Origin of the sequence: Tabrizicola sp. (genome assembly GCF_041913445.1) — a bacterium.
In the GTDB taxonomy this organism is placed as follows: domain Bacteria; phylum Pseudomonadota; class Alphaproteobacteria; order Rhodobacterales; family Rhodobacteraceae; genus Tabrizicola.
This window is the reverse complement of sequence record NZ_JAYSFG010000024.1, coordinates 16,966-39,882: the sequence shown is the minus strand read 5'-3', so window position 1 is coordinate 39,882 and position 22,917 is coordinate 16,966. Positions and strand designations below refer to the sequence as shown.

The following is a 22,917-nucleotide window of genomic DNA, read 5'->3' as shown; positions in this document are numbered from 1 at the left end:
CAAAACAGGCCGTTTGCAATTTCATATACCATCAATAAACGACCGATTGTAAACGGATGCAAGATCACTCTCTATGGCGCTGATCTGCGGAATGCCCTTGGCTTTCTGAGGCTGAGCGCGCCGAGACTTATCTCGAAGGCAACCGCGCGCGCGTGCTATATAAGGAGTGCAAACGCACCTAGAGAAAACCCTTGGGTAAAGTGCGAAACGTACGTATTTTGCACATATGAAGGCTCAAGCATCTACCCTACATGATGATTTTTCTGATCCTCTGACCAGTGTGGAAGAGGACGAAGAGAGATCAGAGGACGATCTGTGGTTCCTGCCCGGCCCGATTGAAGAGGAGCCCGACGATCTGCCGCCCTGGCCACGTGCCGAACGCCGCGAAACTGCGGTCCTCGACGACTGGCGAAAGGCCGAGGCGGGCCACGCCGCACGTCTCGCTCGCGCCGCGGGCCGACTAGGCGCGCTCGACGATCGGTTGCGACGTGGCCCGGAGGGATGGCGGCACCGGCTCGCCCTGATCGAAGCGGCTGATCTGAGCTGGTTTTCAGGCGACCGGATTGGCTCAGATCGGCTAGCGCTCTGGATCTCCATGCGCTTGTCCGGTGTGCAAGACGACACGGCGGCGCTCGCGCGTGTCGGTTGGGCAGTGCGGCGGCTGACAGGTGGGCCTGGACCCGAAGCCGACCTATCTGCCTTTCTCGACCGCCGTGACACCGAGAATATCCCAGCTGAAGCCGAGTCCTTCGCGGATCGCGCGGGCGGTTGGTTAGGCCTGATGGCGGAGGCCGCTGAACTGCACCCGATCACTCGCGCTTGCTTGGGCTTTCACCTCTGGAGCCTCGCAGGACTCGGGCAGTACGGCGACCGCATGGAAGCGGCAGTCACCGCAGCGCGGATCGCAGCCAGTGATGGGAAAGGGGCAATCTTTGCGCCTCTGGCCATGGCCGGGGCAGAGGGGCTGCGCTCCGGTGGCCTACCGGCTGACCGTCTTGCGCGCTGGCTCCATGGGATGGAGACGGCATGTCTGACAGCGATGCGGCACCTTGATGATATCGAGGCGTGGGCGGCGCGGGCGGAGGCCGAGATTGCGCGACTTTCGGGCAAGACGCCCCCGTCCTTGCGCGCCGTGTTGACCGAATGGCCACTCGTTTCCGCTCCGATGGCCGAGACCCTGACCGGTGCCAGTCGCGCGGCCGTCCAGCGAAATCTTGCGTGGATGGAGGCACGGACTCTGATCCGCGAGGTGACCGGACAGGGGCGGTATCGGATGTGGCGGATATTGTCATGAAAGAAGGACGGAGATTGTATTGGTGTCCTGACTGAATGGGATCAGCGCCCGACGATTTGCAAACCGTCCTGAGCGAATGGATGGTGCCCCAGATGATCGTCCATCCAACGGAAACTACCAGGACATCTTGCGCGGAACGAACACATCGGGCCAACTCGAGGCATCACGGAGTATCGGGACATACTGGGAGGACTGGCAACAAGAAAAGGCCTGATCATCTGAAATCCCAGCCTCCCCTCGTGGGCCACCGCCGTCGGACTGAATACCTTCCAAAGAGATCGAACCGGAGCGCCACGAGCCTACTACATCAAGTTTTGCCATAGTTGGTTCGAGAAGCGCGGGAAGCCTGATGGCGCAAGGTGATAGGGTCTAGTCGAGCATTTTGCGATACGTTGGCAATTTCCTTCCTAGCGGGCCTGCAAGAAGCCGTTCGAGCAAGGCACCCAGAACGAGCCAACCCAAGAAATTCACACCCAAGACCCGAGCGACATAAAGTCCGGCAAGATCGGGCGGGATCATTGGTGCGGCAACAGGCACGCTTGGAGCACCCACAACGTGGGGCAAGGCGATGACGGCGAGTGCGACTCCACGCGCCGCCCAGTTCTCAAACCGGAGTGTGAGAGTCAATCCGGCAGCTGTGGCAACGAGTGTCAAAATCCACCACAGCTGGCGCGAATTGAGATCTGCTGCAGGCATTCCCGGAAGCTCTGGCGGCAAGCCGAGCGCGGGGGCGAGCGATGCCACGGCAAATCCGGATACGGCAATCCCGACTGCCGAGAAGGGCCGGACGTTCTTCGACATCTGCGCAGCAGACATTGAAGCGCCAGCCAGAAGCCCGAACCCGCACCACGTCAGCGTCAGAAAAATGACGGTCAGACCAGCTCGGGACAGATTGGCTCCCTCTATTTGAATGTCATCGGGTTGGATCGTTGTCGACATGCCGGGCTGATCTTCGGTTTGGACCAGCGGCAGAGCCAACTCTCCGGTTTCATAGCGTTCGGCTTCGATGATCAGAGGCTGGATCAGCCACAGCTGGAGCAGAGCGACTACGACGCCAGCCAAGGCACCCGCAATCAGCCCGCCAGAAAGCAGGGTCTTGGACATGACATGGCCTCCAGCCGTCAGTGACAGGGAAAGCCGGTCGCGTGCCGGGTGTCGTGCGTCGCTGCATGCAGCGCATCGGGCTGGGAGAACCCTGCGACAAACAGCAAAGCGGCCCCGAACACGGCGCTTAGGAGAACTGGCCGAAGGGAAGCATTCGAAGGCGAAACGCCAATAGTCGATGTGGTCATGGAACAGGTCTCCGCCCGTCACACCCGACGGGAATGGGTTTCATCGAAGTCTGGCCGGTCTCCTCGCTCGCGGATTTGCACGGCCCTTCGCCTTCCCGGGCAGTCGCCCAGTGGCTTGATGAAGGGCCGCTACCGCATACAGTCGCGGGGGCGGCTGAGGCTTCGGGCGCCGCAACTGGGTCCGCCCTTCCCCATTCCCGATTGAGTTCCAGGGCTCTGCACCCCTTGAACACCAAACACTGATAGGCTCGCGCCGATCCCGTCCGAAGTCAACTGACTACCGGATGGGCGAAAGCTGCATCGGTCCGCCCTTGGAGCCTTGCTGCCCTGCGCCATTGAGTCCATGCTCCACTCCGTGTCCGAGATCCGCAAGGATCGGACAGTCGGGCCGGTGGTCGCCGCAGCAGGCGTCGGCGAGGTGGCGCAGGGTGTCGATCATGGCCTGCATCTCGCGCACTTTGCGTTCGAGGCCGTCGATCTGTTCAGTCGCCAGACGCTTCACGTCCGCGCTCTGGCGGGTGCGGTCGCGCCAGAGTGCCAGCAGTTCCTCGATCTTTTCGACGGGAAAGCCCAGGTCGCGGGACCGGCGGATGAAGCGCAACATCTGCACTTCGGTTGGAGCGTAGACCCGATACCCCGACCCGGTCCGCCCCGCTGCCGGGATCAGGCCAATGGATTCGTAGTAACGGATCATCTTGGCGGACACGCCCGAGGCCTTTGCGGCTTCACCGATGTTCATGACAGGTCTCCTTCAGTTGACGGCCGCTGGCGCGAACCGCCGCAGCCGAAGTGCGTTGCCGAGCACGAAGACGGATGAGAGGGCCATCGCGGCGGCGGCGAAGATCGGCGAAAGCAGGATGCCGAAGGCGGGCCACAGGACCCCCGCGGCAATCGGAATCAGCGCCGCGTTGTAGGCAAAGGCCCAGAACAGGTTCTGCCGGATGTTGCGCATCACTGCCTTGGAGAGTGCGATGGCGTCCGACACGGCGGTCAGGCGGCCCGTCATCAGCACCACATCCGCCGCCTCGATGGCGATGTCGGTGCCGGTGCCGACGGCAAGGCCAACATCCGCTTCGGCCAACGCGGGCGCGTCGTTGATGCCGTCGCCGACATAGGCGAGCGTGCCGATGCCTTTCAGCCGCTTGATGGCGGCGACCTTGCCGTCGGGCAGCACCTCGGCCACCACCTCGTCGATGCCCAACTGGCGGGCGATGGCGTTCGCGGTGCGGGCGTTGTCGCCGGTGATCATCGCGACCCTGAGCCCAAGCGCGTGCAGGGCGCGGATCGCCTGCGGCGTGGTTTCCTTGATCGGGTCGGCGACTGCGAGGATCGCCGCGAGTTTGCCGTCGATGGCGGCGTAGAGCGGCGACTTGCCTTCGTCGCCAAGGCGCGTGGCGGTGTCGGCGAAGGCGGTTACGTCAAGGCCGAGCTTCACCATGTAGCGGTCGGCCCCGACCTCGATTTTCTGCCCGCCCGCAACGGCGGTTACACCGAAGCCAGTGACGGAGTCGAAGGTCGTGACGTCGGGCAGGGGCAACCCTTCCTCGGCCGCCGCCGTGACGATGGCGCGGGCGATCGGGTGTTCGGACTTAGCCTCGACCGCCGCGACGGAGGCGAGGACGGCAGCACGATCGAAGCCTGACGCGAGCACGAAGACAGTCAGCTTCGGCTTGCCTTCGGTCAGCGTGCCGGTCTTGTCGAGCGCCACCACCGTCACGCCCTGCAGTGTTTGCAACGCCTCGCCCTTGCGGAAGAGTACGCCGAGCTCCGCCCCTCGCCCGGTGCCGACCATGATCGACGTCGGTGTGGCCAATCCCATCGCACAGGGGCAAGCGATGATCAGGACGGCGACGGCGTTGACGAGGCCGAAGGTCAGCGCGGGGTCGGGGCCGAAGACCAGCCAGACGGCGAACGTCAGCGCGGCGAGGGCCATGACAGCGGGCACGAACCACATCGTGACCTGATCGACCAGCGCCTGGATCGGCAGTTTGCCACCCTGCGCGGCCTCGACCATGCGGATGATTTGGGCCAGCATCGTCGCTTCGCCGACCGCAGTCGCGCGGAAGGTGAAGGCGCCGGTCTGGTTGACCGTGCCGCCGGTGACGGGGCTGCCGGTGGTCTTTTCGACGGGCACGGGTTCGCCCGAGATCATGCTTTCGTCGATCCAGCTTGCACCTGACGTGACTTCGCCGTCGACCGGCACCCGCTCGCCGGGGCGGACCTCGATCACATCGCCGGGGCGGACCTCGGCAACTGGCACCTCGACCGTCGCGCCGTCCCGGACGACGCGGGCGGACTTTGACTGAAGGCCGACCAGCCGCTTGATTGCCTCCGACGTGCGACCCTTGGCGCGGGCCTCAAGATAGCGGCCAAGCAGGATCAGCGTCACGATCACCGCTGCTGCCTCGTAGTAGACGAAGGTGGTGCCCTGCGGCAGGACGCCGGGGGCGAAGGTCGCGACCAGCGAATAGCCGTAGGCCGCCGAGGTGCCGACGGCGACCAGGCTGTTCATGTCGGGGGCAAGGCGGGCGAGGGCGGGCAGGCCCTTGCGAAAGAAGCGCAGGCCGGGGCCAAAGAGGACGGCAGTGGTCAGCGCGAACTGGATCAGCCAGCTTGCCTGCATCCCGATGGTGTTCATCACCGCCATGTGGACCCACATGAACAGGTGTGCCCCCATCTCCAGCACGAAGACCGGCAGCGTCAGCGCGGCGGCGATCAGGACGTCGCGCTTGAGCAACGCCTCTTCGGCGGCCTTTTTCGTCGCCGTCTCGTCCGACACAGCCATCGCCGGGGCGGCGTAACGGGCCTCGTACCCCGCATCCGCAACCGCTCGGGTCAGCGCCGCCAGATCGGCCGACCCCGTCACCGTCGCCCGCTCGGTCGCCAGATTGACTGCGGCCGAGGTCACGCCCGGCACCGTTTTCAACGCCCGCTCCACCCGCGCTACGCAGGAGGCGCAGGTCATCCCCTCGATCTCCAGATCGACGGGACGCGCGGGCACGGCATAGCCTGCCCCCTCCACCGCCTGCACCAGCGCAGCGCGGTCCAGCGCCGGGCCGGTCACTTCGGCGCGCTCGGTCGCGAGATTGACCGATGCCGATGCCACCCCCGGCACAGCCTTCAACGCTCGCTCGACATGGGCGACACAGGAGGCGCAGGTCATGCCCTCGACGTCGATCACCATCCGGTCCGTGGCGGATACGGATGGTCGCCTTGCCTGCATGTTCATTGCGGGACTCCTTCCAAGGTGCTTCCGCGAACAGAGATAGGGCTTCCCATCATTGGAAGGTCAAGGGGTAACTTCAATTTCCTTCTCACGGCTTTGTGGGGTTGACCTTACAACCGTGGGAAGCCCTATCTGATGATGCATGAGGCAAAACCCTGAAGGAGGCACTCATGCAGTTCCATATCGAGAACATGACCTGCGGCGGCTGCGTGCGCAGCGTGACCAAGGCCATCCAGTCGGTCGATCCGGCGGCGGAGGTCAGCGCGGATCCCAGTACCCACAAGGTCGACGTCAAGTCTGTGGCCCCCCGTGAGCGGCTGACTGCGGCATTGACCGAGGTCGGCTACGCGCCCGCCTGAAGCACAGACTTTCCACAACAGAGAAAAGGAAACGACCATGAAGAAGATCGCAATCGGTGCCGTGCTTGCCGCGATGGTGGCTGGCGGAACTTACGTCTATGCCCAGACGGATGGCATGGCGGGGATGGACCACTCGGGCATGAACATGGGGGGCGACGGCATGGCGATGATGAGCCATGCCACGCTGATCCCGCCCGAACTGGCCAATGATCCGGCGACCGTGGCCTATGCAGCTGCGATGGACAAGATGATGGCCGACATGATGGTGCCCTACACGGGTGACGTGGATGTCGATTTCGCCGTGGGCATGATCCCGCACCACCAGGCGGCCATCGATATGGCCAAGATCCAGCTTGAATTCGGCACGGATCCCGGAATGCGCGAACTGGCCGAAGCGATCATCGCGGCGCAGGAATCCGAGATCGCCACGCTCAAGGCGTTTCTCGCCACCAAGGGCATGTAAGCCCGGGAAGACCTCGGGAGCGCGGCCGGGATTGGCCGCGCCCCCCTGCAAATCCGGGACGCAGGGAGTTTGGTTCCATGACCAGCAACGCGCAGAAACCGGACACCCCGCCGCCGATGGCCGGAATGGACCCTGCCGCAATGGGGCATGGTGCAAAGTCCTCAATTGATCACGCCGCGATGGGCCATGGCGCGAAATCCGTCGATCATGCTGCGATGGGGCATGCGTCGCAGGGCAGTGGTGCCCACGCAGGTCACGGCGACATGGTCGCCGATTTCCGCCGCCGGTTCTGGGTCTGCCTCGTCCTCACCATCCCGGTCCTGGTCCTGTCGCCGATGGTGCGCGATTTCCTTGGGCAAGGGATGGCCCCGCTGTTCGCTGCCGAGGAATGGGTGGCCCTGACCCTGTCCTCAATCATCTATTTCTGGGGCGGCTGGCCCTTCCTGACCGGCGCGATTCCGGAAATTCGCAGTGGCCGTCCGGGCATGATGACGCTGGTCGCGCTTGCAATCTCGACCGCCTATTTCTACTCCGCTGCCGTTACGCTCGGCCTGCCGGGGGGGGAGCCGTTCTACTGGGAACTGGCCACGCTCGTAACCATTATGCTCCTTGGGCACTGGTTGGAGATGCGCTCGGTCCTTGGCGCGTCGCGCGCGCTGGAGGAACTGGTGCGCCTCCTGCCCGATACGGCGCTACGCGTGAAAGCCGATGGCAGTACCGAGGAGGTTCCGGTTGCGGCGCTCGTCGCGGGCGACCGCGTGGTGATCCGTCCTGGTGCTAAGGTTCCAGTCGATGGCACGATTACCGAGGGCAGTTCGTCCTTCAACGAGGCGATGCTGACCGGCGAGTCGAAGCCCGTTACCCGCACCGCAGGCGAGACGGTGATTGGCGGCGCTGTCAACGGCGAGGGTGCGGTCACCATCGAGGTGAAGGCGACGGGCGAGGCCACTTATCTGTCCCAGGTCATCGCGATGGTGAAGGCCGCGCAGAACAGCCGGTCGCGAACCCAAGATCTTGCCACCCGCGCGGCGACAGTCTTGACCTGGGTCGCTATCACGGTCGGTCTCGGGTCGTTCGCCTGGTGGATTTGGGCAGGCGAAAGCGTTACCTTCGCGCTGGAGCGGATGGTGACGGTGATGGTCATCGCCTGCCCCCACGCGCTTGGCCTTGCGGTGCCGCTGGTCGTGGCGGTGTCGACCTCGCTCGCGGCCAAGAACGGCCTGCTGATCCGCGACCGTGCCGCCTTCGAGCGGGCACGGGACCTGAACGCTGTCGTCTTTGACAAGACGGGAACGCTGACCGAAGGAAGGTTCGGCGTCAGCGATATCGTCATGCTGGAGGGTGGCGACGAAGATTCGGCGCTGCGCATGGCAGCCTCGGTCGAAAGCCAGTCGCAGCATCCGATTGCGCAGGGGATCGTGGCGGCTGCAACGGGCAGGGGAATCGCTTTCCCGGCACCGGAGGGGTTGCAGAGCATCACCGGCGCGGGCGTGACCGCGCGAGTGGACGGGCAGGAGGTGGCCATCGTCAGCCCCGGCCACTTGCGCCGACAGAACACGCCCGTCACCGATCCGCGACTTGCGGCATTGGAAGAGGCGGGCAAGACGGTGGTCGTTCTGGTCAAGGACGGCAAGCCGAGTGCGCTTTTCGCGCTGGCGGACATCGTTCGGGCGGAGTCGCGCGACGTGGTCGCCCGGCTCAAGGCCCGCGGTGTGCAGTCGATCATGATGACGGGCGATGCCGAGGGTGTTGCAAAGTCGGTCGCAAAGGAGCTGGGCCTCGACGAATACTTCGCCCAGGTGCTGCCGGACCAGAAGGCGGCCAAGGTGCGGGAACTGCAGGCCCGCGGGTTGAAGGTCGCGATGGTCGGCGACGGGGTCAACGACGCCCCGGCGCTGGTCGAGGCCGATCTCGGCATCGCCATCGGCGCAGGCACGGATGTGGCGGTGGAGTCGGCCGATGTCGTACTCGTCCGCTCCGACCCGCGCGATGTCGAGGCAATCCTCGGCCTGTCGCGCGCAACCTATTCCAAGATGGTGCAGAACCTGATCTGGGCCACCGGCTACAACGCCTTTGCCATCCCGATGGCGGCAGGGATCACCTTCGGCACCGGCTTCATGATGACCCCTGCAATCGGTGCGGTGTTCATGTCGGCCTCGACCATCATCGTCGCGATCAATGCCCAGCTTCTGCGGCGCTACCGGGGCTGACGCGCCTATCCCATGCCATGCAGCCCATGCAGGCTGCCGGTCATCAGAAATGGAAGCAGGACGGGCGTGGCGACGGCAAGGACCAGCAGACGCTCCCGCCATCCCGCCATCCGCCAACACAGGAAGGCGGCCAGCGTCACGACCAAGGCGACCTCGAACATCCCGAAAGCACTGCCGTAGAACCGCGCGTCCCAATAGCTGACGGGACTGCGGAACACCCAGTCCGAGACGGGCCAGAACTGGCGGCGGGCGTCATCGTGGTGGGTCATGAAGTCCGCAATCGCATGCAGGAGACCGGCACCCGCAAAGGCGCGCAGGACGACCTTTCCGCGCCAGGTCGCTGACGCGAACAACGCTCCCCAGACAAGAAAGCCGTGATCCACCGCAAAGACGGCCTGCCATGTCTCCGAGAAGAAAAGCGTGCCGAAGACCTCATGCTCCGGCACGCCGACAACCCGGGTCGCCCAGAGAACCATCGCAAACATCGGCAGATCCGGAGCTAACCCTCCTGCGAGCGCTGCGATCAAGGTTGCCGGTGCTAGTGGTCGAGCGAAGACGGCAGCCCCGATCAGCATGTGCGACGGCGTGTTCATGGCCTCAGCAGACCGGGTCCGGCATGGATGCCTCGTCCTCTGCAATCCGGCGCAGCAGCGCATAGGGGATCGCGCCATTCAGGACGGTCCGTCCGACCACCAGGCCCGGAGTGCCGACAAACCCGAATATGTCGGCAAGTGCCCGCGTCCGGTCGAGGTCCGCCTGCACCTCCGGCGATGACATGTCGCGGGCCAGCCGGTCGACATCAAGGCCGACGTCGGCCGCCACGCGCAGGATTGAAGCCTCCTCGGCCACCAGCGGCGTTCGCATGAAGCGGCGGCGAAGCTCCTGCTGCTTGCCTTGCCGTGCAGCCGCGACCGAAGCGCGCGCGGCAAGCTCGGAGGGCGGTCCGAAGATGGGGAGTTCATGCTGGACCAGGCGGAAGGAAGCGGGAAACTCGGCCAACAATGTGTCGAGATCCCGCTCCAGCGCACGGCAGTAGGGGCAGCGGAGCTCGCTGAAATAGGCAATCGGCACGACTCCCGGCGTCCCGTCGGTGCCAAAGAGGGCAGGGCAGGGGTCGACACGCACAACGTCAGCACGCGCGCGGCGCTGGTCTGCATCTTCTGACGGCGGATCAAGGCCAACGAATGCCGGCGTTGCTCCGGACGTTTGGCCACCCCCTTCAAGGCGGCGAAACGGCGGCAAGTCCGCAATGTCGGCATAGCGCGGCCCGCGGCCCGGGAGCCGGTCCCAGGGAAGGGCACGCAGACCATAGATCAGGGCAACGATCCCGCCGAGGACGAGAAGGTCGCGGCGTCTCACGTTCACACCACGGTCACCGGCGTCCCGACCGGCACCTGTTCGTAGAGCTGGATCACATGCTCGTTCAACATCCGGATGCAACCGTTCGACACGGACTGGCCGATTGACCATGGCTCGGTCGTGCCGTGGATGCGGTAGTAGGTATCCCGCCCTTCCCGGTAAAGGTAGAGCGCCCGTGCCCCAAGGGGGTTGTTCGGCCCGCCGGGGACGCCGTCGGCGAACTGGGCATAACGGTCAGGATTGCGGCGGATCATGTCGTTCGTCGGACGCCAAGCAGGCCATTCTGCCTTGCGCTCGATGATCGCGGACCCCCTGAAGGCAAGTCCGGCCTTACCGACACCGACGCCGTAGCGGATCGCACGCTCGGTGTCGAAGACATGGTAGAGGAAGAAGCTTCGCGGGAACACGAGGATCTGTCCGGGCGCGTGCTGCTCACGGACGCGCACCTCGCGGGGCTGGAATTCGTCGGCCAGCACGAATGGCTCTGCGGTATGCGCCCGCAGGATGGTGGGCGAGGTCAGCGCCGCCATTGCGGCCCCGCCAATGAGGAAGCGTCGGGAAATCATGCTATCTCCTGAGAGGAACGAAAATGACCGGGTTCGTTCAGAAGACGTATCGCGGCGGCGGCGTGTGGGGGGCCAAACTGCGGCTGGAGCCCATGACCGGCGTGATCTCGAAATGCGACGATCCGGCCACCGACATCAGAGTGACGGGCACTGGCTCACCGGGGAAAACAAGCTGACATGTTCCGTGTCCTGACCCCTCACCGCAGAGAGCGTCCGGTATCAGGGGTTGGGCGTGAAGTGCGTCAGCATGTACTCCGTGCGGTGATCGTTCTGAATGCGCCAGTCCAAAAAGGGTGGCGAGAAGGAGGAAACTGCACAGGAGGGCCATCATCAACCGCATGGCTGAAGCATAGCCCCAGTCACCTAAATGCCGACTGATCACATCGAGGTGAGGCGCAAAATTCCTTCCAGGATTGGCGAAAACGCAACGCATTCACCTGTTTGTGACCCGGCCGCGATGCAAAGCCGTTTGACCTTCCCACGTTGGAAGGAAGCAAGCCTTCTGCAAAAAGGAGCAGAACATGCGATTCACTCGACGGCTTTTTGTTGCCGGAGCACTTGCCGCGCCTTTCGTGACCGGTCGCGCCGCCAGCGCGTCGGAAGACACGCCTGGCCCGGTCCGTAACAACATCTCGGCTTTTCGCACCCACGAGTGGCAGGATCACTTCGATGCTCTGGGCGTCGGGATCATCATCTCTGACACGACGGCCAAGGTCCTCCAGCACTGGACGAGCGACGGTCAAATGTACCTCTACCCGACCTCGGTCCCGCTGTCGGACGAGCTGACCCGCCGGGGCTATACCGAGGTCGTCGAGAAACGGGTGAACCCGAGTTGGGCCCCGACACCGTCGATGCGGGAAAGGAACCCGGAATGGCCGGCCTTCGTGCCTGGCGGCGACCCGACCAACCCGCTCGGCACCCGCGCCCTTTACCTGTCGTGGCAATACTACCGCATCCATGGTACACACGACACGCGCAAGATCGGTCGCCGCTCGTCGAACGGCTGCATCGGGCTCTACAACGAACATATCGAGGAAGTTTTCGACCGGACGCCGGTCGGGACGCAAGTGAAGCTGATCTAGCAAGATGAAACCTTCGTCGACCTCACCGAACCCACTCAAGAACCTGTTTTCGCGCGGGTCGTTTCGGTTCGTGTCGATGTGGCTTCTGTCCGTGGTGCTGACGCTTGGCTTGGTCCTCGGACAGACCGCAGAGGCGGGCCCGGTCGAGGATCATCATCCCGGCACGTGGGTCGAGATCGCGGGCAACGCCGGGCAAGAGACCGCGCCGGCACCTGCTTGCCACCCGGGCCTCGCCTGTTCTGTTTTCGTGCTGCCCGATGGGCCGGTCACAGCACTGTCGTTGTCAATCGTGATCACTCTGCGACCGGACCTGACACAGTCGCAACGCCGCTTTGGCGGCCCGTCCGTCACCCTGCCTCCCCCCCGAACCCGGATCTGACAGTCAGGCCGGACGTGCGTCTGACGGTTCGATAGGCTCTCCGCAGCTCTGTCGACAGTTCAATCTCTGTCAGCCTGACACCAGACAGTTGTGCAAGCCGCACGATCCGCCGGAAGGGCGGGTCGCGGGATCGGTCAACAACAAGAAACCAAGGGCAGTCAGGCAGATGAAACCACAATGGACAGGCGCTTTGGCGCTTGCCGCTTCCGCAGTTGCGGCAGTGGCGCTGGCACATAACGGGGCGACGGGTGTCGTCCTGGAACGGATGAACGGTATGACGGCGATGCGGGACACGGTGGCGGAGCTGGCGCCGATGATGCAAGGCACGATCCCCTACGACACATTTATCGTGTCGGAGGGTGCGAGCGTCATCGCTGGTCACGCGGGCGAGACGATGCTGTCGCTGTTCCCGGAAGGCAGCCTCGAAGGGGTGACCTATGCCAAGCCGGAAATCTGGTCCGACTGGCAGGACTTCGCAGCACTTGCCGAGGAATTGAAGACCTACGCTGACGCGCTCGCCGTGGCAGCCCCGAACGGTCTTGAGCCGGCGCTGCCGCCGCCCAGAGATATGGCCGGGATGGATCACTCGGCGATGGCCATGACCCCGGCACCACAGGTAGATGAGGGCTTCACGATAGCGGAGTTGATGGGCTACGGCGAAAGGACCCAAGAGGTCCAGGTTGCGCGTGGCACATCGGACCCGGCGACGCTGGCGTTCGATCTGACGACGCTGGCCGCTGACGACCTCTTCACCCGGATCAGCGCCACCTGTTCGTCCTGCCATTCGCAGTACCGCGCGGGCCGGAACTGACCATGCGGGGTCTGATCCGCGCTTCCGTCATTTTCCCGGCCGTGGCGGCGAGCCTCGGGGCCGGTGTTCTGGCGCTATGGCCCATCGGCGCGCCGGAGCCGGCCGCGTTCCCGCCCGGGGATGCAGAACGCGGCGCCTATCTGGCCCGTGCCAGCGGCTGTGTGTCCTGTCACACCAACGCGGCTGCCAAGGGACTGGCGCTCGCCGGAGGTGCGCCTCTCGACACGCCCTTTGGCACTTTCGTGCCCCCGAACATCACCCCGCACACCACCGCCGGGATCGGTGCCTGGACCATCCAGGATTTCGCCAGGGCTGTTCGACAAGGCATCTCGCCGGAGGGCGACCCCTACTATCCGGTGTTCACATATTCTTTCTATGCAGGCTTCACGGATCAGGAGATCGCCGACCTGTGGGAAGCGTTCCGCACCGTTCCGCCGGTTGCGGATGCTGCCCCGACGCATGATGTCGGGTTTCCGTTCAGCTTTCGCTCGGGGCTGAAGCTCTGGCGCGCTGCCTACCTCGACGCGCCGGAGACGGATGCGCTGATGGGCACATCATCGCCCTGGAACCGCGGGCGTTTGCTCGTCGAAGGGGCGGCGCATTGTGCAGCCTGTCATACCGGCCGAACGCTTGCGGGCGGCCTGGACGCTTCCGCCCGGTTCGCCGGAAACGACAGCCTTCCCGGCGGCAGCAAGGCACCGTCGATCCTAACAGCCGACCTTCTGGAAGGCGGCTGGACGGTCGCGAACCTCGCCTATGCGCTCCAGTCGGGGCTGCTGCCCAATGGGGATGCTTTCGGCGGCAGCATGGCCGAGGTCGTGGCTGAGGGCACCTCGTACCTCACCGACGCCGACCGTGCGGCCATCGCAACCTACCTGCTCGACGCCGATGGAACAGGCACGATCCCCACGCCTCCTCCTCCCGCGACCGAGACGCCGATGGCGGGGATGGATCATTCGCAGATGGATATGACAAATGAGAACTAGAGTTGTTGCCGCTATTTTGGCTGTGGGGGTTGTTGCCTTCGTAGGCATCTTTGTCTGGACGGTCGTATGGACCCTCGAACCGCAAGCGACCGGCGCTCAAGGCGACGCACCGACGGCTGAAACGTCCGAACAACTTTCCGACGGCCGCCTCGATGTCCAGGTATATGCGCTTGGTGACCGCAATGTACGGCTCGAGATCCAGTTCATGCCGGACGCAGACGCGATCGAGCTTGCAGTCCAGCGCCCAGAGGTAAATTTCGCGATGGTCGATATGCACATGGATGGGATCGATTCACCGCTTGAGTTGGTTGAAGCCGGCGTGTGGCGGGCAAACCTCAAACTGCCGATGGCCGGTCGCTGGGTTGTCAATGTGGGTTTCGGCGACGAATTCATGGAGATCGAATTCGATGCCAAGTGATGCAGCGAGAGTTCACGCACGGCATCTAGATGCTATGCGCAGGGGGCTTCGCGGCACTGCCGTTGGCCTTGCGCTCTTTGTGGTCGTGGGCACAGTGACGGCGGTCTGGGCGAACCCGCTGTTCGTCCGCATGACTCCGGTCGGACCTTGGGAGTTTGGAGCGACGGTCCTGACGGCGTTCCTAGCCGGAGTGACGACTGCGCTATGGGTTCCCCGATGCAGTCTGCGTACATCCGGGACGGGTGGCCTTGCGAGCTTCCTCGGGATTGCCTGTCCGACCTGCAACAAGATCCTGATGCTGATTTTCGGCGGACCGGCGTTGCTCGCATGGTTCGATCCGGTCCGGCCCTGGCTCGCGGCAGCCGGGGTCATCGTCATGGGCTTTGCTGCCTTTCGTACCTGGCGAACGTTTCGCGAGTCCCGATCAGGCCGTGAGGCTGTCGGTCGTACTGAAGCTCCCGTGACGGGAGGCCCGCAGTGACAGCTACAACTGGTTTGCGGTCAGCGATGCGCAGGCTGGCCCGGAAAACGCTGGTCCGGCACGTGCTCGTGGCCATCCTAGCGATTGGGCTGGTGCTGGGCTTTGCGGCGGTTCACGCGCAGTTCAGCCCGATGCACCGCTGGAACCGCGCCTTCGGGGATGCATCGCTGGTGCTGGTCGCGCTGTCGATGGCCTTCGGGCCGCTGACACGCTTCCTGCGCGCGGCGGTTCCGCTGCTGCCGTTCCGGCGTGAGATGGGTATCCATGCTTGCCTTCTGGTGATCGTCCACGCGGCGATCATTCTCGTTGGCTGGGTCGAATGGGATCTGATGCGGCTGTTCGGGTTCGAATGGCATCCCGACCTCTTGGCCTATGTCATGTTCCAGCATGGTTTCGGGCTTGCCAACGCCATCGGGATCGCGGCCCTGGTCCTCGCAGTTCTGCTTGCCGCTACGTCGAGCGATTTCGCGATGCGGCGTCTGGGGCTGTCCGGCTGGAAGTTCTTGCAGATGGGCGTCCTGCCGATGTGGTGGCTGACCGTGGCACATGTGGCCTACTTCCTCTTCATTCATTTCCTGAGCTTCCATCAGGCAACGCCGCCGCCGAATCCGCTTCAGCCCTGGTTCGTCGCACTGGTGGTCGTCGTCTTTGGTCTGCGCGCGGCGGCCTACCTAAAGACCATCCGCGCCAAGGCCCTGTCCGAACTGCCGGGAGAGGAGGCAAGCCGTGCGTCGATCTGAACGCGATCTCGCGCACGCGGCAAAGAATACGACCCGGCGGTCCCTCCTGCTGGGTGGGGCGATGTCCTCGGTGGTCGGTGTTTTGGGCTTCCGGATGTGGCAACTGGGCGTCCGCGATGCTGAACAGTACTACCTTCTGGCCGAAGAAAACCGAATCAGCCTGCGGCTGGTACGTCCCGACAGGGGTCGCATCCTTGACCGGGCCGGAAAGATCGTTGCTGACAACGAGCAGGCATATCGCATCACGCTGGTAAAGGAAGAAGCCCGAGATGTCGACGACGTTCTGCAAAAGCTGCGGGTGCTGCTCGGCCTCGACGCAGAGACTGTTTCGAAGGTGAACGAGCAGATCGACCGTGTTCGAGCTTTCGTGCCGGTAACGGTGAAGGACCGCGTCACTTGGGACGAATTGTCGATCGTGGCACTGAACTCACCAGTCCTTCCCGGTGTGCAGCCCGAGATGGTCCTTTCCCGCGTCTATCCTTTCGGCCCGGATTTCGCGCATCAGGTCGGTTATGTAGGGCCGGTAAGCGACAGCGATCTGGAGAACGAAGCGGCTGACAATGCGCCGCTGCTCCGCCTGCCCGATTTTGAAGTCGGCAAGACAGGAGTGGAGCGAATCCACGAACGCACCTTGCGCGGCATGCCGGGCACGCGCCGCGTCGAGGTCAACGTGTCCGGCCGCACGATGCGCGAACTCGATCTCGATCCTGCAACTCCTGGCCCGGATATGCAGGTTACGCTCGATCACCATTTACAAAACTTCATGCGCGTCCGGCTGGAAGGCCAAAGCGCTGCCGCGATCGTGATGGACGTGACAAACGGCGATTTGCTTGGCTGCACCTCGGCGCCCTCCTTCGATCCGAACCTTTTCGTCCGCGGGATTTCCAGCCGCGACTACGGCACGCTCCGTGACAGCGAATTCCGCCCGCTTGCAGACAAGACGGTGCAGGGGGCCTATCCGCCGGGATCGACGATCAAGATGTCGAATGCGCTGGCCGCGCTGGAAACCGGGCTGATGGACCCGGAAGAGACTGTCGCCTGCAATGGCTATGTCGAGATCTCCGGCCGAAGGTTCCACTGCTGGAAGCGCGGTGGTCATGGCCGAGTGAACATGGTCGGCGCGCTGCGCGAGTCTTGCGACGTCTACTTCTACGAGGTCGCGCAGCGCATCGGCATTGACGGCATCTTCGCGATGAACGACCGGCTGGGGCTTGGCCAGAAGTACGACCTTCCGCTGTCCGGCATGGCGCACGGCAACAATCCATCGCGTGCTTGGAAGCAGGAACGGTACGGGCAGGACTGGCTGATCGGGGACACCATCAATGCCTCGATTGGGCAAGGCTTCACGCTCGCCTCGCCGATCCAGCTTGCCACCATGACGGCGCGACTGGCTTCGGGGACCGCCGTGTTGCCCCGACTGGTGCGACCGCGTACCGGGCAGGACCAGGATACGGCTGCTCCGGCCCCGCTCGGTCTGTCGGCCGATGCACTGGCCATTGTGCGACAGGGCATGTTCGAGGTCTCGAACCACGAGCGCGGGACGGCCTATTCCTCGCGGATCGCCGATCCGACATTGGCGATGGCCGGCAAGACGGGAACGAGCCAGGTCTTCTCGATCACCGCTGCCGAGCGGGCGGCAGGCGTCCGCTCGCAGGACGAGCTGCCGTGGAACCGGCGCGATCACGCGCTGTTCGTGGCCTTTGCACCCTTTGATGCGCCGCGCTTTGCTGTCACGGTCGTTGTGGAACACGGCGGTGGCGGGTCAACGGCAGCGGCGCCAATTGCGCGCGACATCATGCTGTTTGCACAGCATGGCGGCCTGCCGCCTGAGGACGCCTATCCGACATCGCAGAGGGCGCGCATACGGGAGGACCTCGCCCTGCTGTCCGAACGCATCCTGCCGCCGGACGGCATCACCGCCACGGTGAGCCGGACATGATGCACCGTCTCAGAAGGGTGTCCTGCCGAAGCTTTCTTGGGGTCGCCATGACCGCAGTCGCCCTAGTTCTTCCGCCGGTTCCCGCGCGAGCGTTCTTCCATGATGCGCCCGACATCGAAGACGGGCGAGTCATTTACGCGGCCAAGTGCGCGTCCTGTCACGGTGCCAACCTGGAAGGGCAGCCGGACTGGCAGTCGGCGAGGGAGGACGGCACCTATCCCGCGCCGCCCCACGACGAGACGGGCCACACCTGGCACCATGGGGACGCGATGCTGCGGGACTACATCCGTCGCGGCGGGCAGGCGGTGCTGGACGATATGGGGGTCGACTTCACCTCCGGCATGCCCGGGTTTGGCGGTGAGCTGACCGAGGACGACATCGAGGCCGTCCTCGCTTATATTCGGTCGACCTGGCCCGACCGCATTCGTGCCGCACAGGCTGAACGCAGCCAGATGGAAGCAGGTTCGCCTTGAAGCCGCAAGTAAGGCCACCGACCTCCCAATTCCCGCTTGCCTCTCCAGGGACTAGAGGGTGCAGACCGCCTGAAACTCAAAATCTTCATCCGTCACACAAGGCTCTTCCCATGCGCGTCACGTCAATCCTGTTTGCTATCACGCTCGTTTTCGCTCCCGGCCTCACCCTGGCGCAGGAGATTACGGAAGATCGGATCAAGGAACTGGTCGCCGAAACCTTGCGCGAGAACCCGGAGCTTGTGCTCGAGGCTCTCCAGACGCTGGAGGCGCGCCAGGCAGAGGCCCAAGCTGCCGCCGTTGCCGCGACCCTGGCCGACGAGCGCGCCCTGCTTGAGCGCGACCCCAACGCTCCGGTCCTCGGCAACCCGGAAGGCGACGTGACGGTGGTGGAGTTCTTCGATTACAACTGTCCCTATTGCAAACGCGCGATGCCTGAAATCGACGCCCTGCTGGCCGAGGACGGAAACATCCGTCTTGTTCTGAGAGAATGGCCAATCCTCAGCGAAGGATCAGCGATCGCGGCGCGGGCCGCTTTGGCTGCACGGAAGCAGAACAAGTATGCTGAACTGCACAATGCGCTGATGGGTGCGCGGGCGAAGTTGGACGAGCAGTCGGTGCTGCGGATCGCGGGCGAGGTCGGACTCGATGTCGAGCAGCTCAAGGTCGACATGCAATCGCCCGAAGTCGAGGAACATATCGCCACGTCGCTACGTCTGGCCGAGGCTCTCGGCTTCAACGGCACACCGTCATTCGTGGTGGGTGATCAACTGATTCCGGGCTTTGTCGAGAAGGCTCAGCTTGCCGAGGTGGTAGCCGCCGCGCGGGCCGCCGAATGAGTATCCGTTTTACGCGTCCTTTCGGTTTCCGACTTCAGCGGCCTTTCACGATCACTGAGACGGTCTTGGGCCGGATCAGGCATTCCGTCGTGGCAGCCACTTTGTGGATCGCCTTGACAGGGATTGCTTCGGCGCATTCAATCACCGTCGGCCTTCTGGTCGTCGGCGAGGACGTTGACGCAAGTCTGGCAGAAGCGGTGCGCGGTTTCCTCCTAGCGGCCGACGAACGGGACGGGCACGCCAACGAAACATCGGACGGACATCTCGGTGGGGTTGATGTGCAACTGCTGCCGCTGCCACGAGATGCGGCGGGGCTGGTCGAAGGACTGTTCGGTACGTCCGACGAGCCGACCGATGTCGTCATTGTCATTGGCGCCGAACCCGCGGCCAGCGACGCCGCGCGCGCGTATGCCTCGGCAAGCACGGTCTTGCGGCAGTTCGTACTGCCGGATGGGTGGGACAGCGCAGACGGAACCGACGGTTTTGTGTCGCGTTACCGGCTCGCCTATGGCGCGACGCCCGGCTTAATGGCGGCAACGGCCTATCATGCGGCTCGCAGGCTCGACGTCGCAATCAGACCGTTGGACGGTGTGGTGCCCGAGGAAGCACTGCTAAACGCCTGGAGGTCAACCGAATCCGGTCTGTCCTGGTGACCCGGGAACCAATGGCGCACGGCGTCATTGGTTTTGGGCAGTCCCCGCACGACTGAACGGGATCAGGCTGCAGGGTAGCTCGTGAAGACACTGCCGCCGCCGTCCATCCCGACAAGGATGACGTCATAGGCTTCGCGATCGGTCTCGGGTCCCATGCCGGGTGACCCGTAGGGCATGCCAGGCACGGAGAGACCGACGGCGACGGGTCGTTCAGCCAAAAGACGGCGGATGTCGGCGGCGGGAACGTGCCCCTCGACAGTATAGTCGCCGATGGTGGCGGTGTGGCAGGACGCGAGGTCTTCCGGAATGCCACGCTCGCGCTTGAACGCCGCAAGCTCTTCGATGCTGCGTTCCTCGAAGGATACCCGAAAGCCGCTGTCGCGCAGATGTCCGATCCACCCGTTGCAGCAGGGGCAGCCGGGGTCCTTGACGACGTGGATGGCTTCGTCGCCCTCGGCAAGTGCTGGGGTAGCCGCAATGGCGGCCAGCCAAGGAACGGCGGCGAGAACCTTGCGCCGGGACAGTGTCATGATGTCGGCCTTTCGTTGGAACTTTACGGGAAACATAGCTGCAAGTGCGGGGATCGGCGAGCAAAGTCTGATGAACCCGGCGACAGATCACCGAAATGCTACTCCAGCCTTGGGTCCCCGGCTTGAACCAGCAGAACCCCGTGGTTCTCGTCGGCGTCGTCGTCGGTGATCGTCCGTGTGGAGACGCCCGGCAAGTCGGCAAACCCCTCCATCATCCGTTTCGGAAACCAGGTCATCGGCAGGCTTTCAAATCCGGGCACCCCTTCCAGCACCCGCGACAGCGCGATGGTGCAGTTTGCTTTCGGCACCGCGCCATAGGCCATTGCCCGCTGCATGATCAGTGCCGCAACCTCGGGCGATACCTCGATAGTCTGTTCAACCACGTCGTAGGTCTCGCGGGCATGGTAGTCGATGTAGAAATCCACCATCTTCGGGGTGACCCCGAAGTGCACGTCGTTGCGCTCGGGCAGCCGGGGATGCCGCCAGGTGCCAGCCGGATCGAACAGCACGCGCTGCGATCCGTTGATGAGCAGGCCCGCATGCGCTCCCGCTCCGCTGCGTGTCGAGAGGACCGTGAAGAGCGTGACCGAGGTCGGGCCGGGATGCTCGTAGCGGGCGGCGGCCACGGCCTCCTCGGGTGCCCAGATCGGTTCGGCACCGCAGGATGCCAGGCCAAGGATTGCCGCCATGGCGAAAAGAAGTTTCCACATCGATTCACTGTCCCGCGTTTTGCGCAGGTTCTGCGCAATCGCGACGGATTCCAGTAAACTCTGCGATAGTGGGGCAGGGAATTCGGAAACTCGGCATTGATGCCGCAGCTTTAGAGATCAGAGTGCCCCTCAGGGACACCAAACTGTCAGGTGACGGAAGCGGGCCATCCTGATAGATGTCTCAGATATGGCGCTTCTCACGTTTCGCATGCATGTCCTGATCCTCGCCGCCTACGTCCTGGCGGCAATCCTTCCCGTATTGGCTCTGGGCGAACGGCAGCAAGCTCAGGCAGACCATGCGCAGATGATGGCGATGGCCGGCCACCTGGCGCACATGCCCGCGACTGACGGCCCGAAGGACCTGACGCAGCAGCTGATCTGTCAGCAGCACTGCCTGTTCGCGGCAGCGACCTTTCCTGCGCCGGACCGGGTTGCGGAAACTCTCGCGCGGTCCTCCGTTGTGGAGGCTGGCGTCGACATCCTTGCCGCCTCGCTGGCCAATCCGCCCCCGGGGCCGCCTCCCAAGATCGCCGTGATCTGAGCCTGCGGTTCCGGCCTTCGCCGGGGACCGTTTGTCCAATTCACGACGCGATACAGGAGAATTCGTATGTCGCCCTTTTCTCGCCGCGGCTTTCTGGCCGCTTCTGCGGCCACGGCCGCCTCGCTGATGCTTCCCGCTCGGGTCCGGGCCCAGTCCGGTCGAATGTCGCTGACCGCCACCACCCGCTCCATCGACGTGCGGGGCAAGGCCGCAACCGTGTGGGGGCTTCTGGATGGCGCCGGCCGGTCCGGCCTTGTCCTCGATCCGGGCCAGGCTTTCGCGGTCGATCTGGCAAACACTTTGGCCGAGCCGACGATCATTCATTGGCACGGGCAGATTCCGCCCAATGCGCAGGACGGCGTGCCCGACCTGCCGATGCCGGTCCTCCAACCCGGCGAAAACCGCGCCTACGATTTCGCCGCGCGACCGGGTACGCACTGGATGCACGCCCACATCCCGGCGCACGAGATGATGCTGCTTGCAGCACCCCTGGTCGTGCGGCGGCCCGAGGACGTTGCTGCCGACCGGCAGGAAGTGACGCTGTTCCTGCACGACTTTTCCTTCAAGCCACCTGCCGAGGTGCTGGCCGAGATCACCGGCGGCGCGTCGATGGCCGGGATGGATCATGGCCAGATGGGGCAGGGCGGCATGGACCATTCCGGAATGGACATGGGTGCCATGGGTCAGGGGGACATGATGGCGATGCCGGGGATGGATGGCATGGCGATGGACCTGAACGACTACAACTTCGACGCCTATCTTGCCAATGATCGCACGCTGGACGACCCCGAAGTGGTTCAGGTCGACAAAGGTGGGCGCATCCTTGTCCGCGTCATCAACGCTGCGGCCGCCACCGTGTTTTGGATCGACACTGGCGCGCTGCCGGGACGGCTAGTCGCGGTGGACGGCGAGCCGGTCCGACCTTTGCCCGGCAACCGCTTTGGCGTCGCAATGGGCCAGCGGCTGGATATCGAACTGGACGTGCCGGGCGAGGGCGGGGCCTTCCCGATCCTTGCCCTGCGCGAAGGTGCCAAGGAAAGGACGGGTGTCATCCTCGCCACGCCGGGGGCGGCGGTGACTAGGATCGCCGAGATGTCGGAGGCCGACCATCCCGCCTTCAGCGGCGATCTGGCGCAGGAGGGTGCTCTACGCGCCGTCAGCCCGCTGCCCGAACGCGCGCCAGCTTCGCAGCCGATGCTGATGCTGGGCGGCACCATGATGCCCTATGTCTGGACGATCAACGGCCAGACTTGGGGGTCCCATGTGCCGGTGACTGCGAAATCCGGCGACCGAGTCGAGATCATGTTCCACAACATGTCGATGATGGCGCATCCGATGCACCTGCACGGCCACGCCTTCCAGGTAGTGGGTGTCGGCATGGACCGGATCGCAGGCGCGGTCCGCGACACCGTGCATGTGCCGCCGATGGGCATGGTGACGGTCGCGGTGGACGCGGGCGAGGCGGCGCGGTGGATGCTGCATTGCCACCACATGCCGCACCTTTCGACCGGCATGATGACCGAGTTCGCGGTGTCGGCCTGACGCACGGCCGGACCCGCAGCCTGCCTG

The 22,917-nt window shown here is 64.2% G+C and carries 26 protein-coding genes and 1 riboswitch; of the genes, 17 read left to right on the top strand and 9 right to left on the bottom strand.

Annotation, left to right across the window (positions count from 1 at the left end):
• The first annotated feature begins 226 nt into the window (after positions 1 to 226).
• Complete coding sequence (locus tag ACE3Q6_RS19480; RefSeq protein WP_374436093.1) at positions 227 to 1,294, top strand: hypothetical protein; 1,068 nt, start codon at positions 227 to 229, stop codon at positions 1,292 to 1,294.
• A 369-nt stretch (positions 1,295 to 1,663) separates the two neighbouring features.
• Here the strand turns inward: ACE3Q6_RS19480 and ACE3Q6_RS19475 are convergent, their stop codons facing one another.
• The 4 genes from ACE3Q6_RS19475 to ACE3Q6_RS19460 form a co-directional block, all read right to left on the bottom strand.
• Positions 1,664 to 2,398: a CbtA family protein gene (locus tag ACE3Q6_RS19475; protein WP_374436091.1), complete on the bottom strand. Its 735-nt coding sequence runs from the start codon at positions 2,396 to 2,398 to the stop codon at positions 1,664 to 1,666.
• A gap of 17 nt (positions 2,399 to 2,415) precedes the next feature.
• The gene (locus tag ACE3Q6_RS19470) at positions 2,416 to 2,586 is read right to left on the bottom strand and encodes a CbtB domain-containing protein (protein WP_374436089.1); all 171 of its coding nucleotides are present in this window, start codon (positions 2,584 to 2,586) and stop codon (positions 2,416 to 2,418) included.
• A 34-nt stretch (positions 2,587 to 2,620) separates the two neighbouring features.
• Positions 2,621 to 2,838, bottom strand: a riboswitch (cobalamin riboswitch).
• Positions 2,839 to 2,863: 25 nt separating this feature from the next.
• Entirely contained in the window at positions 2,864 to 3,325 is a 462-nt protein-coding gene (gene cueR / locus ACE3Q6_RS19465; protein ID WP_374436087.1) for a Cu(I)-responsive transcriptional regulator, read from the bottom strand.
• Between the two features lie 12 nt (positions 3,326 to 3,337).
• Complete coding sequence (locus ACE3Q6_RS19460; protein WP_374436085.1) at positions 3,338 to 5,815, bottom strand: heavy metal translocating P-type ATPase; 2,478 nt, start codon at positions 5,813 to 5,815, stop codon at positions 3,338 to 3,340.
• A gap of 167 nt (positions 5,816 to 5,982) precedes the next feature.
• Between ACE3Q6_RS19460 and ACE3Q6_RS19455 the strand changes: the two genes are divergently transcribed.
• The 3 genes from ACE3Q6_RS19455 to ACE3Q6_RS19445 all read left to right on the top strand — a co-directional run bounded on the left by ACE3Q6_RS19455 (position 5,983) and on the right by ACE3Q6_RS19445 (position 8,844).
• Positions 5,983 to 6,171: a heavy-metal-associated domain-containing protein gene (locus tag ACE3Q6_RS19455; RefSeq protein WP_374436082.1), complete on the top strand. Its 189-nt coding sequence runs from the start codon at positions 5,983 to 5,985 to the stop codon at positions 6,169 to 6,171.
• A 37-nt stretch (positions 6,172 to 6,208) separates the two neighbouring features.
• On the top strand, positions 6,209 to 6,634 hold the full coding sequence (locus tag ACE3Q6_RS19450; RefSeq protein WP_374436080.1) for a DUF305 domain-containing protein: 426 nt from the start codon (positions 6,209 to 6,211) through the stop codon (positions 6,632 to 6,634).
• A 77-nt stretch (positions 6,635 to 6,711) separates the two neighbouring features.
• On the top strand, positions 6,712 to 8,844 hold the full coding sequence (locus ACE3Q6_RS19445; protein ID WP_374436077.1) for a copper-translocating P-type ATPase: 2,133 nt from the start codon (positions 6,712 to 6,714) through the stop codon (positions 8,842 to 8,844).
• A 5-nt stretch (positions 8,845 to 8,849) separates the two neighbouring features.
• On the opposite strand, the gene ACE3Q6_RS19440 is transcribed toward ACE3Q6_RS19445, so the two are convergent.
• From ACE3Q6_RS19440 to ACE3Q6_RS19430, 3 genes are all read right to left on the bottom strand, one after another.
• Positions 8,850 to 9,329, bottom strand: a complete 480-nt coding sequence (locus ACE3Q6_RS19440; protein WP_374436075.1) for a cobalamin biosynthesis protein CobQ — start codon at positions 9,327 to 9,329, stop codon at positions 8,850 to 8,852.
• A gap of 112 nt (positions 9,330 to 9,441) precedes the next feature.
• Positions 9,442 to 9,915 (bottom strand): DsbA family protein, encoded by a 474-nt coding sequence (locus ACE3Q6_RS19435; RefSeq protein ID WP_374436072.1) that lies wholly within the window; start codon positions 9,913 to 9,915, stop codon positions 9,442 to 9,444.
• Positions 9,916 to 10,205: 290 nt separating this feature from the next.
• Positions 10,206 to 10,769: a L,D-transpeptidase gene (locus ACE3Q6_RS19430; RefSeq protein ID WP_374436070.1), complete on the bottom strand. Its 564-nt coding sequence runs from the start codon at positions 10,767 to 10,769 to the stop codon at positions 10,206 to 10,208.
• 23 nt (positions 10,770 to 10,792) lie between these two features.
• Between ACE3Q6_RS19430 and ACE3Q6_RS19425 the strand changes: the two genes are divergently transcribed.
• From ACE3Q6_RS19425 to ACE3Q6_RS19375, 11 genes are all read left to right on the top strand, one after another.
• Complete coding sequence (locus ACE3Q6_RS19425; protein ID WP_154664631.1) at positions 10,793 to 10,945, top strand: hypothetical protein; 153 nt, start codon at positions 10,793 to 10,795, stop codon at positions 10,943 to 10,945.
• A 345-nt stretch (positions 10,946 to 11,290) separates the two neighbouring features.
• The gene (locus ACE3Q6_RS19420) at positions 11,291 to 11,851 is read left to right on the top strand and encodes a L,D-transpeptidase (protein ID WP_028030802.1); all 561 of its coding nucleotides are present in this window, start codon (positions 11,291 to 11,293) and stop codon (positions 11,849 to 11,851) included.
• Between the two features lie 4 nt (positions 11,852 to 11,855).
• Positions 11,856 to 12,230 carry a hypothetical protein gene (locus ACE3Q6_RS19415; RefSeq protein WP_220664775.1) on the top strand — a complete coding sequence of 125 codons (375 nt, stop codon included), beginning with the start codon at positions 11,856 to 11,858 and terminating at the stop codon, positions 12,228 to 12,230.
• Between the two features lie 220 nt (positions 12,231 to 12,450).
• Positions 12,451 to 13,041 (top strand): cytochrome c, encoded by a 591-nt coding sequence (locus ACE3Q6_RS19410; RefSeq protein WP_374436066.1) that lies wholly within the window; start codon positions 12,451 to 12,453, stop codon positions 13,039 to 13,041.
• Between the two features lie 2 nt (positions 13,042 to 13,043).
• Positions 13,044 to 14,027, top strand: coding sequence for a cytochrome c (locus ACE3Q6_RS19405; protein ID WP_374436064.1), 984 nt, complete (start codon positions 13,044 to 13,046; stop codon positions 14,025 to 14,027).
• Entirely contained in the window at positions 14,017 to 14,445 is a 429-nt protein-coding gene (locus ACE3Q6_RS19400) for a hypothetical protein (RefSeq protein ID WP_220664777.1), read from the top strand. Before ACE3Q6_RS19405 ends, ACE3Q6_RS19400 begins: the two co-directional genes overlap by 11 nt.
• 507 nt (positions 14,446 to 14,952) lie before the next feature.
• Positions 14,953 to 15,666, top strand: coding sequence for a ferric reductase-like transmembrane domain-containing protein (locus tag ACE3Q6_RS19395; protein ID WP_220664778.1), 714 nt, complete (start codon positions 14,953 to 14,955; stop codon positions 15,664 to 15,666).
• Positions 15,653 to 17,605 carry a penicillin-binding protein 2 gene (mrdA, locus tag ACE3Q6_RS19390; RefSeq protein ID WP_374436061.1) on the top strand — a complete coding sequence of 651 codons (1,953 nt, stop codon included), beginning with the start codon at positions 15,653 to 15,655 and terminating at the stop codon, positions 17,603 to 17,605. The genes ACE3Q6_RS19395 and mrdA overlap by 14 nt, the downstream gene beginning before the upstream one ends.
• Positions 17,606 to 17,652: 47 nt before the next feature.
• The gene (locus ACE3Q6_RS19385) at positions 17,653 to 18,078 is read left to right on the top strand and encodes a cytochrome c (RefSeq protein ID WP_232622705.1); all 426 of its coding nucleotides are present in this window, start codon (positions 17,653 to 17,655) and stop codon (positions 18,076 to 18,078) included.
• 110 nt (positions 18,079 to 18,188) lie between these two features.
• The gene (locus ACE3Q6_RS19380) at positions 18,189 to 18,914 is read left to right on the top strand and encodes a DsbA family protein (RefSeq protein WP_100196062.1); all 726 of its coding nucleotides are present in this window, start codon (positions 18,189 to 18,191) and stop codon (positions 18,912 to 18,914) included.
• The gene (locus ACE3Q6_RS19375) at positions 18,911 to 19,567 is read left to right on the top strand and encodes a hypothetical protein (RefSeq protein WP_374436058.1); all 657 of its coding nucleotides are present in this window, start codon (positions 18,911 to 18,913) and stop codon (positions 19,565 to 19,567) included. Before ACE3Q6_RS19380 ends, ACE3Q6_RS19375 begins: the two co-directional genes overlap by 4 nt.
• 62 nt (positions 19,568 to 19,629) lie before the next feature.
• Here the strand turns inward: ACE3Q6_RS19375 and ACE3Q6_RS19370 are convergent, their stop codons facing one another.
• Both ACE3Q6_RS19370 and ACE3Q6_RS19365 read right to left on the bottom strand, forming a co-directional pair.
• Positions 19,630 to 20,097, bottom strand: coding sequence for a DUF411 domain-containing protein (locus ACE3Q6_RS19370; RefSeq protein ID WP_220664782.1), 468 nt, complete (start codon positions 20,095 to 20,097; stop codon positions 19,630 to 19,632).
• A gap of 98 nt (positions 20,098 to 20,195) precedes the next feature.
• Positions 20,196 to 20,807 (bottom strand): hypothetical protein, encoded by a 612-nt coding sequence (locus ACE3Q6_RS19365; RefSeq protein ID WP_149143153.1) that lies wholly within the window; start codon positions 20,805 to 20,807, stop codon positions 20,196 to 20,198.
• A 208-nt stretch (positions 20,808 to 21,015) separates the two neighbouring features.
• On the opposite strand from ACE3Q6_RS19365, the gene ACE3Q6_RS19360 reads away from it, so the two are divergent.
• The gene (locus tag ACE3Q6_RS19360) at positions 21,016 to 21,348 is read left to right on the top strand and encodes a hypothetical protein (protein WP_374436055.1); all 333 of its coding nucleotides are present in this window, start codon (positions 21,016 to 21,018) and stop codon (positions 21,346 to 21,348) included.
• Between the two features lie 66 nt (positions 21,349 to 21,414).
• Positions 21,415 to 22,890 carry a multicopper oxidase family protein gene (locus ACE3Q6_RS19355; protein WP_028030812.1) on the top strand — a complete coding sequence of 492 codons (1,476 nt, stop codon included), beginning with the start codon at positions 21,415 to 21,417 and terminating at the stop codon, positions 22,888 to 22,890.
• Positions 22,891 to 22,917: the final 27 nt, after the last annotated feature.

Coding starts and splice junctions, on each gene's coding strand:
- ACE3Q6_RS19480 (WP_374436093.1), top strand. CDS start 227: ATGAAGGCTCAAGCATCTACCCTACATGATGATTTTTCTGATCCTCTG.
- ACE3Q6_RS19475 (WP_374436091.1), bottom strand. CDS start 2,398: ATGTCCAAGACCCTGCTTTCTGGCGGGCTGATTGCGGGTGCCTTGGCT.
- ACE3Q6_RS19470 (WP_374436089.1), bottom strand. CDS start 2,586: ATGACCACATCGACTATTGGCGTTTCGCCTTCGAATGCTTCCCTTCGG.
- cueR (WP_374436087.1), bottom strand. CDS start 3,325: ATGAACATCGGTGAAGCCGCAAAGGCCTCGGGCGTGTCCGCCAAGATG.
- ACE3Q6_RS19460 (WP_374436085.1), bottom strand. CDS start 5,815: ATGAACATGCAGGCAAGGCGACCATCCGTATCCGCCACGGACCGGATG.
- ACE3Q6_RS19455 (WP_374436082.1), top strand. CDS start 5,983: ATGCAGTTCCATATCGAGAACATGACCTGCGGCGGCTGCGTGCGCAGC.
- ACE3Q6_RS19450 (WP_374436080.1), top strand. CDS start 6,209: ATGAAGAAGATCGCAATCGGTGCCGTGCTTGCCGCGATGGTGGCTGGC.
- ACE3Q6_RS19445 (WP_374436077.1), top strand. CDS start 6,712: ATGACCAGCAACGCGCAGAAACCGGACACCCCGCCGCCGATGGCCGGA.
- ACE3Q6_RS19440 (WP_374436075.1), bottom strand. CDS start 9,329: ATGTTTGCGATGGTTCTCTGGGCGACCCGGGTTGTCGGCGTGCCGGAG.
- ACE3Q6_RS19430 (WP_374436070.1), bottom strand. CDS start 10,769: ATGATTTCCCGACGCTTCCTCATTGGCGGGGCCGCAATGGCGGCGCTG.
- ACE3Q6_RS19425 (WP_154664631.1), top strand. CDS start 10,793: ATGACCGGGTTCGTTCAGAAGACGTATCGCGGCGGCGGCGTGTGGGGG.
- ACE3Q6_RS19420 (WP_028030802.1), top strand. CDS start 11,291: ATGCGATTCACTCGACGGCTTTTTGTTGCCGGAGCACTTGCCGCGCCT.
- ACE3Q6_RS19415 (WP_220664775.1), top strand. CDS start 11,856: ATGAAACCTTCGTCGACCTCACCGAACCCACTCAAGAACCTGTTTTCG.
- ACE3Q6_RS19405 (WP_374436064.1), top strand. CDS start 13,044: ATGCGGGGTCTGATCCGCGCTTCCGTCATTTTCCCGGCCGTGGCGGCG.
- ACE3Q6_RS19400 (WP_220664777.1), top strand. CDS start 14,017: ATGAGAACTAGAGTTGTTGCCGCTATTTTGGCTGTGGGGGTTGTTGCC.
- ACE3Q6_RS19395 (WP_220664778.1), top strand. CDS start 14,953: ATGCGCAGGCTGGCCCGGAAAACGCTGGTCCGGCACGTGCTCGTGGCC.
- ACE3Q6_RS19385 (WP_232622705.1), top strand. CDS start 17,653: ATGACCGCAGTCGCCCTAGTTCTTCCGCCGGTTCCCGCGCGAGCGTTC.
- ACE3Q6_RS19380 (WP_100196062.1), top strand. CDS start 18,189: ATGCGCGTCACGTCAATCCTGTTTGCTATCACGCTCGTTTTCGCTCCC.
- ACE3Q6_RS19375 (WP_374436058.1), top strand. CDS start 18,911: ATGAGTATCCGTTTTACGCGTCCTTTCGGTTTCCGACTTCAGCGGCCT.
- ACE3Q6_RS19370 (WP_220664782.1), bottom strand. CDS start 20,097: ATGACACTGTCCCGGCGCAAGGTTCTCGCCGCCGTTCCTTGGCTGGCC.
- ACE3Q6_RS19365 (WP_149143153.1), bottom strand. CDS start 20,807: ATGTGGAAACTTCTTTTCGCCATGGCGGCAATCCTTGGCCTGGCATCC.
- ACE3Q6_RS19360 (WP_374436055.1), top strand. CDS start 21,016: ATGCATGTCCTGATCCTCGCCGCCTACGTCCTGGCGGCAATCCTTCCC.
- ACE3Q6_RS19355 (WP_028030812.1), top strand. CDS start 21,415: ATGTCGCCCTTTTCTCGCCGCGGCTTTCTGGCCGCTTCTGCGGCCACG.